The organism is Bartonella sp. AP88XZML (assembly GCF_042195565.1).
In the GTDB taxonomy this organism is placed as follows: Bacteria; Pseudomonadota; Alphaproteobacteria; order Rhizobiales; family Rhizobiaceae; genus Bartonella.
The window spans coordinates 1-5,867 of sequence record NZ_JBHIOQ010000073.1 but is presented as its reverse complement, the minus strand read 5'-3'; the positions used below and the strand labels follow the sequence as shown (position 1 = coordinate 5,867).

Genomic DNA, 5,867 nt, shown 5'->3' with positions numbered 1-5,867 from the left:
CACCCAGTTTCTCCATGTTGCTTGCCAATCACGTTTGATAGCATTCTTTCCTGCACAGGCTTTCCAAAAATCTCGAAACTTTGCAATTTCGACTTTCACGCGCTCTGGAGGCAAGCCCTCTTCGATTGCAAAATCGTAATCGGGTTCAAAATCCGTAGGCAATCGACAACCGCGATTAGCTTGCGCTCGTTTTGCTTTTTTGGGAACGTTCTCTTGCTCGTGAATGGGAGGTTGGTTTTCTACACCCGTTGTGATTTGCTCTGATGTGGTCTCAACAGCAGCAACCTCTGTTGGCTCGTCAACCAAATCGATTGTTGCTAAACTTTCAGAACCAATTTCTTTTTTTGCTAAAACGTTAGTTTTAGTTTTTTTATTATATATGTTTGTATTGTTTGTTATAGCATCACAAGCATCATGCTTAGCATCCTTAAGCATGCTGTTAGCATCATGCTTAATATCACAAGCATCTTTTGTATTTTTATCCCATCTTGCCTTCGCTGCCTTTTGCGCTCTCTCTGAAAACTTATTCAAATTCTCATTAGAGTTGTTGAGTTCCTCTTCAACCTGTAAACTCCATAAACGACCACCTTCTAAACGTATCAGTTTCTCATCACTCAATAAAAAATCTAGCGCTTTATTAAAAGCTTTTACTGAACAACCAGAAATGCGTGCTAATATAGAGGCATTCTCAAGAATTGGCTGTCTCTTCTTATACATAAGCAATATCAACATCATATAAGTCGATATTTGATGCGACGTCATTCCACTAGCATCAGATACCCAATCAGAAGGAAAACAACGAACCCAAGCTAACTTAGTTGACATATTTCCCCTCCTGTTCTTTATTATTATTTAGATCTTCATTGAAGTTATTGAGTTCCTCCTCAACTTGTGAACTCCACAAACGACCATCTTCTAAACGAATGATGTATCCCTCTTCTAGCAAAACATTCAATGCTGTCTCAAATTTCTTTACTGAATAACCAGTGTAATGAGATAAAACTTTAATATTACAAAAAAGAGGTTCACCAGTACGAAGCATGCGAAATCGCAATCTCATATAGATATTACCTTCTACAGGAGGTAAATAATCGACGACCACCGCCCATTTATCGGCAAACAGTCTCGTCCATGGTATTTTACCGGACATGTATATCCCCTTCTTTCATTAAATATAAAATTGCCAAAGCATCTGCTTCGTTGTCATCACAAGGCGCGTGACCTTTTGCACGCATTGCCTTAATCATTTCTTCTTTTGACGCATTCCCTTTGCCTGTCATTGCTTTCTTAATGGTACCAACGGGAATGCCTTCATACGGTATCTGATGATGTTCACACCACGCCGTTAATGTTGATAACAAGTCACCGTAAATATGCGCTGCATCAGTACTATTATGACGCCTCACTTCTTCAAAATACATCGCGTCAATGCTGCCTACTGTCTGTTTTATTTCTGATAGACATCTCTTAAAGCGTAAATAATGCATTCCACCGACTTCAAAATATCGGGGGTGGAAATTCATGACACCACTGATGATGTGACCATCCGCACCGCATATCGCCCAGCCTGTCTTGGTCCCTAGATCAAGGCAAAGAATTGTATGAGACATCTAAATCACCAGTACCTACTTCTCATTAATCTTGTGCTTTAAACTCTCAATCTCAGCATCTAATTCCTTAAGAATTTTCTTCTTTTTTATGACGGGTTGAGCAGAAGTATACACTATGTAAATAGGCGCAACTAAAAGTATAAAAACCATCATTGCAATAAAAAACACTGCATTTATTGATATGAATAAGTAGAGTACTAATTCACCTAGATTCATGTTCCCACCCCATTCTTGAAGATATGCATTTTCAAATCGTGTAAAATTTTATGTTTTTTCGAAATGATCTCACGGAGTTTATCGTTCTTTTTGTCTAATATTTCCGAGACAACAAAGGAGATTATAAGTAAATCAAAGATCACAAATGCAATACCCAAAGCTATCGCTGTCACACTCATCTTTTTTCCCTCACTTTCTTTTCTTCTTATGAGGCGGCGTTTTTACTGCACCTTCACGCTGCTTAAGCTCTTGTCTTAGTCTTTCAATTTCCTCGTCACGTGATTGAACATCTGCTTTTAGTGCCATCACTACTTCACTTACATCTCTGAATGCCTTTTCATGTTCTTCAGTCCTTTGTTGTAGTTCTTTTATCGCTCTATCGCGTTCTTTAATTGCAATATTCAGATCACTAGTTCTCTTTGCCACGTCCTTTGAAGATGCACTTCTTGACCACGCGTATTCTTCATCAAGAGTTTTTATGCTGCTTTTTAAAGTCAAGACCTGCTCTTTAAGAACTTTGACTTTGTTGCGATAATAAAATACAACACGCAACATCGCTCCGCATACAAGCAAAGCTCCCAAAACTACCAAGCGCCCGCTATTAAAATCTCATTCGAACTCATTCTGATCTCTATTCTTTGCTTTTAGGGCGGTCATCTCGGCCAATCCGTTTTGCCTCGCATTCCATTAAAAAAAGAATGCAACAAGCCGCATGTGCCAAGTGTGATAAATTACTCTCGCCATCCTTATTCTCTCCACCAAACCATGCTAATAAATGACGTAAAGAAGCTCCATACAAACGGCTCCAATTCATGCCATGACGCCAATTGCTTGCACCGTATTTGTTTTCTCCAAGCTCTAAAACTCTACCGATTTCAATCAGTGTCAACGGTGGAATAAGATCAACACGCGGTTTACCAATGTCATTCTTATGTGCTTTAAAAACCATGATTATCCCCCCCTTAAGGCTCTACGTATTTATATGTTTGCTATGACAGAGCATTTAGTCATAAATTAAAAAAATGAACTTACTCAATTCAAAAATACACTGCATGCCTCATCTCGTTACATTTAATGTTTGGACCGATTGTGTTTTTCAAAAATTTTTTGAGAGTTTTCTTTGAAATATTTTGTGTCGCCATGCATCTTTATGGACAATTCTGGTCCTAAAGAATTTTTGGCTATTAAATGGTTGTTTTCATCAAAAGAAAAATTCCAATCAGAATTATTAAAAACGATTGTACAGCCTTCTGGAAAACCTATTTCCTGTATTAAATCTTTCAAAATATAAAAAGTATAATATGATTTTTGCAAAACATTTACATAGCTTTGCTCTTTTTTACGATATAAATAAAAAACTTTACGATAGGCCCACAAACAAAAAACCGTAATTACATTGGTCGTAAAAAGTATAATAATTGCCGCTAAACCATAATCCATCTTTACTTTCTTTCTTCTTAAGAGTGTGAAGGCTGCTGTGGGTGTTTGTTATCAGCTGTAGTAAGTGGCACGCCCACCTCTTCAAGAGAGGGGCGTGGGTATAAATCGACATACCAGTCAACGGGACGAACAATACCATTGGTTGTCTTTTCAATCTTTAAGACAATTTCAGGCTCAGGAAACCGCAAGCCGCGTAAATACCTGTTAATCGTACTCTGTGCTACGCCAACTTGCTTCCCAAATTCGGCTTGAGATAGTTTATTTCGTGTGAGATATGATTTCAATTTTTCCATAATTCAAATAAATACCATAAAAGACTGTTTTAGTCAATAAAAAAATACCTTTATGGACTTTGTTAAATAAGCAGTCTTGGTGTAAGGTTTAGAGCATGCATATAATTAAAAAATTGAGGAAAGATTTGGGACTCACACAGGTGAAATTGGCTGAAAAAGCTGGTACCACGCAACCTCAAATAAAACGGCTTGAAAAAGGTGAGCGAAAATTAACCAAAGAGTGGGCGGAAAAGTTAGCACCACATCTTGGTGTAAAGCCGTTTAATCTTCTTTTCCCAGAAAACGAGGAAATACATCCCATATCTAATGCTATTGGAATGATACCGGTGATAGGAAAAGTTGCTGCTAGCTCGTGGATGTCGGTCGAAGATATGGATTTTGGATTTGATGACATAGAATATGTACCCAGCACCTCGAAATACCCAGCTCACTTTCAATTTGCTTTAAAAATCGAGGGCAACTGCCTTAACAAAATTGCTCGTGATGGTGATCAACTTATTTGCGTAGACATAATAAAAGCCGGCATTAATGTGGAACCTAACGATCTCGTGATAGTTGAACGCAGCCGATTCAATGGTCAAATGATTGAGCGTACAGCTAAACGTATACGTCAAACTATTAGTGGATTTGAACTATGGCCTGAAAGTACTGAACCCAATCATCAAGAACCTATCAAAATAAATGGGGCAACTGATGGAGAGGAGATTCGTGTAGTTGGGAAAGTTCTTTGGATTTTAAGAAAACCCTGAAAACAAAGGAGAAGCGGGAGTGGGGACAGTAGACGAGAGCTTAAAAATAATAGCTGATAAAGTCAAAAATCATTCAGATACTATGTTAACTGAAGAAGCGGTCAAAACAGCGGTCGTTTTACCATTTCTGCGCGCACTTGGGTATGATATTTTCGATCCACTTGAAGTCATTCCCGAGTTTACTGCTGATGCCGTTGGTAAAAAAGGTGAAAAAGTTGACTATGCTATCCGTATAGACGGTGAGATACGTATTCTTTTTGAGTGCAAACCGATATCTTGCGAATTGAGTTCAAAGCATTTAAGTCAATTATATCGATACTTTAGTGTAACGAATGCTAAATTCGCGATTTTGACAAATGGTCGATTTTTTCATTTTTACACAGATCTTGATGCTGCAAACAAGCTCGATAATAGGCCATTCCTTACTTTTGATGTAATAGAATACAATACTGTGGTACTTACAGAGCTTAAAAAGTTTGAACGCTCAGCATTTAATATTGAAAATATATTGGTGACAGCCGAGCAGCTCAAATATGTATCTGGAATAAAACAAAACATCCAAAAAGAAATAGAAAATCCGTCCGAAGGTTTTGTTCGTGTTGCTTGTGCGGATGTTTATGAAGGGCGCCTGACTGCTAATGTCTTAGAAATGCTCACAGGTGTTACTAAAAATGCGTTTCGCGAAGTAATATCTGATGCGGTAAAAAGTCGGCTTTCTAGCGCTTTACAAACAACAACTGAAACCGACAAGCAAGATAATATTGCTACATCTATTGGTAATGAACATGCCATAATAACGACCGAAGAGGAAGTTGAAGGCTTCATGATTGTCAAGGCAATTGCGCGTGAAGTTATTTCTGCCGACCGTATTGTTATCAGAGATGCAAAGTCGTACTGCGCCATTTTAATTGACAATAATAACAGAAAGCCGTTGGTTCGACTGCACTTTAACAGAAAACATAAGCAACTAGCCCTTTTCGATACTGATATTGATGAAAAAGTCGGTATTGAAACGCTAGATAATATTTATGATTTTGCAGACAGAATAAGAGAAACAGCAAAAAAATATTTATAAGATATTCTAACAACCTATGTATGCCCCGCTGAAGCGGGGTTTTTTTGTTCGTCCGCAGTTTTTATAAAAAAACTACGGCGTTATCTACCCATCGATTGGCTCTGTCTGCACACTGCCCCAATTTTTCCTGCATATAAATTTCAAATACAGCTAACTGATTTATTTTTTACGGGATACTAGGAAGTATCATGCCTCTACACTGAACGCTACAATACTCAAACCGATTCGTAATAAATATTAAAGTTCATTTATAAAAAAACCATTTTAGCATAAAATGACTTGACCATAATAATCCTTTACGGTATACTCCTCTATAACAACATATCACGAAGAAGCAAAAGCCGATCTGGTGTAGATTAAATTACATTAACACGAACAATCGCCAAGAGGCGTTAGGGAGGAAAAATTATGGATAAGCCAATTCTTATTAATTCCAATGAAATTTTATTAGTTGTCTATGATGATGATCAAAACATTGGTCGGT

General features: G+C 37.7%; 9 protein-coding genes. 2 read left to right on the top strand and 7 right to left on the bottom strand.

Going from position 1 to position 5,867, the window contains the following annotated elements; genetic code table 11:
- From ACFIK2_RS08175 to ACFIK2_RS08145, 7 genes are all read right to left on the bottom strand, one after another.
- A partial coding sequence (locus ACFIK2_RS08175) for a DUF1376 domain-containing protein (RefSeq protein WP_375677144.1) occupies positions 1-825 on the bottom strand: 825 nt, incomplete at its 3' end.
- Positions 815-1,150 carry a DUF1376 domain-containing protein gene (locus ACFIK2_RS08170; protein ID WP_375633224.1) on the bottom strand — a complete coding sequence of 112 codons (336 nt, stop codon included), beginning with the start codon at positions 1,148-1,150 and terminating at the stop codon, positions 815-817. The genes ACFIK2_RS08170 and ACFIK2_RS08175, both read right to left, overlap by 11 nt.
- Positions 1,140-1,610 (bottom strand): crossover junction endodeoxyribonuclease RuvC, encoded by a 471-nt coding sequence (locus ACFIK2_RS08165; protein ID WP_375677143.1) that lies wholly within the window; start codon positions 1,608-1,610, stop codon positions 1,140-1,142. The genes ACFIK2_RS08170 and ACFIK2_RS08165 overlap by 11 nt, the downstream gene beginning before the upstream one ends.
- Before the next feature lie 405 nt (positions 1,611-2,015).
- Entirely contained in the window at positions 2,016-2,381 is a 366-nt protein-coding gene (locus tag ACFIK2_RS08160) for a hypothetical protein (protein WP_375677142.1), read from the bottom strand.
- Positions 2,382-2,457: 76 nt separating this feature from the next.
- Entirely contained in the window at positions 2,458-2,775 is a 318-nt protein-coding gene (locus ACFIK2_RS08155) for a dATP/dGTP diphosphohydrolase domain-containing protein (RefSeq protein ID WP_375613946.1), read from the bottom strand.
- 122 nt (positions 2,776-2,897) lie between these two features.
- A complete protein-coding gene (locus ACFIK2_RS08150; protein WP_375613947.1) occupies positions 2,898-3,266 on the bottom strand; it encodes a hypothetical protein in 369 nt (122 codons plus the stop codon).
- 17 nt (positions 3,267-3,283) lie between these two features.
- Complete coding sequence (locus ACFIK2_RS08145; protein ID WP_375633226.1) at positions 3,284-3,559, bottom strand: helix-turn-helix domain-containing protein; 276 nt, start codon at positions 3,557-3,559, stop codon at positions 3,284-3,286.
- 95 nt (positions 3,560-3,654) lie between these two features.
- On the opposite strand from ACFIK2_RS08145, the gene ACFIK2_RS08140 reads away from it, so the two are divergent.
- A complete protein-coding gene (locus ACFIK2_RS08140) occupies positions 3,655-4,308 on the top strand; it encodes a LexA family transcriptional regulator (protein ID WP_004856665.1) in 654 nt (217 codons plus the stop codon).
- Between the two features lie 19 nt (positions 4,309-4,327).
- Positions 4,328-5,383: a type I restriction endonuclease gene (locus tag ACFIK2_RS08135; protein ID WP_144755027.1), complete on the top strand. Its 1,056-nt coding sequence runs from the start codon at positions 4,328-4,330 to the stop codon at positions 5,381-5,383.
- Positions 5,384-5,867: the final 484 nt, after the last annotated feature.

Coding starts and splice junctions, on each gene's coding strand:
- ACFIK2_RS08170 (WP_375633224.1), bottom strand. CDS start 1,150: ATGTCCGGTAAAATACCATGGACGAGACTGTTTGCCGATAAATGGGCG.
- ACFIK2_RS08165 (WP_375677143.1), bottom strand. CDS start 1,610: ATGTCTCATACAATTCTTTGCCTTGATCTAGGGACCAAGACAGGCTGG.
- ACFIK2_RS08160 (WP_375677142.1), bottom strand. CDS start 2,381: ATGTTGCGTGTTGTATTTTATTATCGCAACAAAGTCAAAGTTCTTAAA.
- ACFIK2_RS08155 (WP_375613946.1), bottom strand. CDS start 2,775: ATGGTTTTTAAAGCACATAAGAATGACATTGGTAAACCGCGTGTTGAT.
- ACFIK2_RS08150 (WP_375613947.1), bottom strand. CDS start 3,266: ATGGATTATGGTTTAGCGGCAATTATTATACTTTTTACGACCAATGTA.
- ACFIK2_RS08145 (WP_375633226.1), bottom strand. CDS start 3,559: ATGGAAAAATTGAAATCATATCTCACACGAAATAAACTATCTCAAGCC.
- ACFIK2_RS08140 (WP_004856665.1), top strand. CDS start 3,655: ATGCATATAATTAAAAAATTGAGGAAAGATTTGGGACTCACACAGGTG.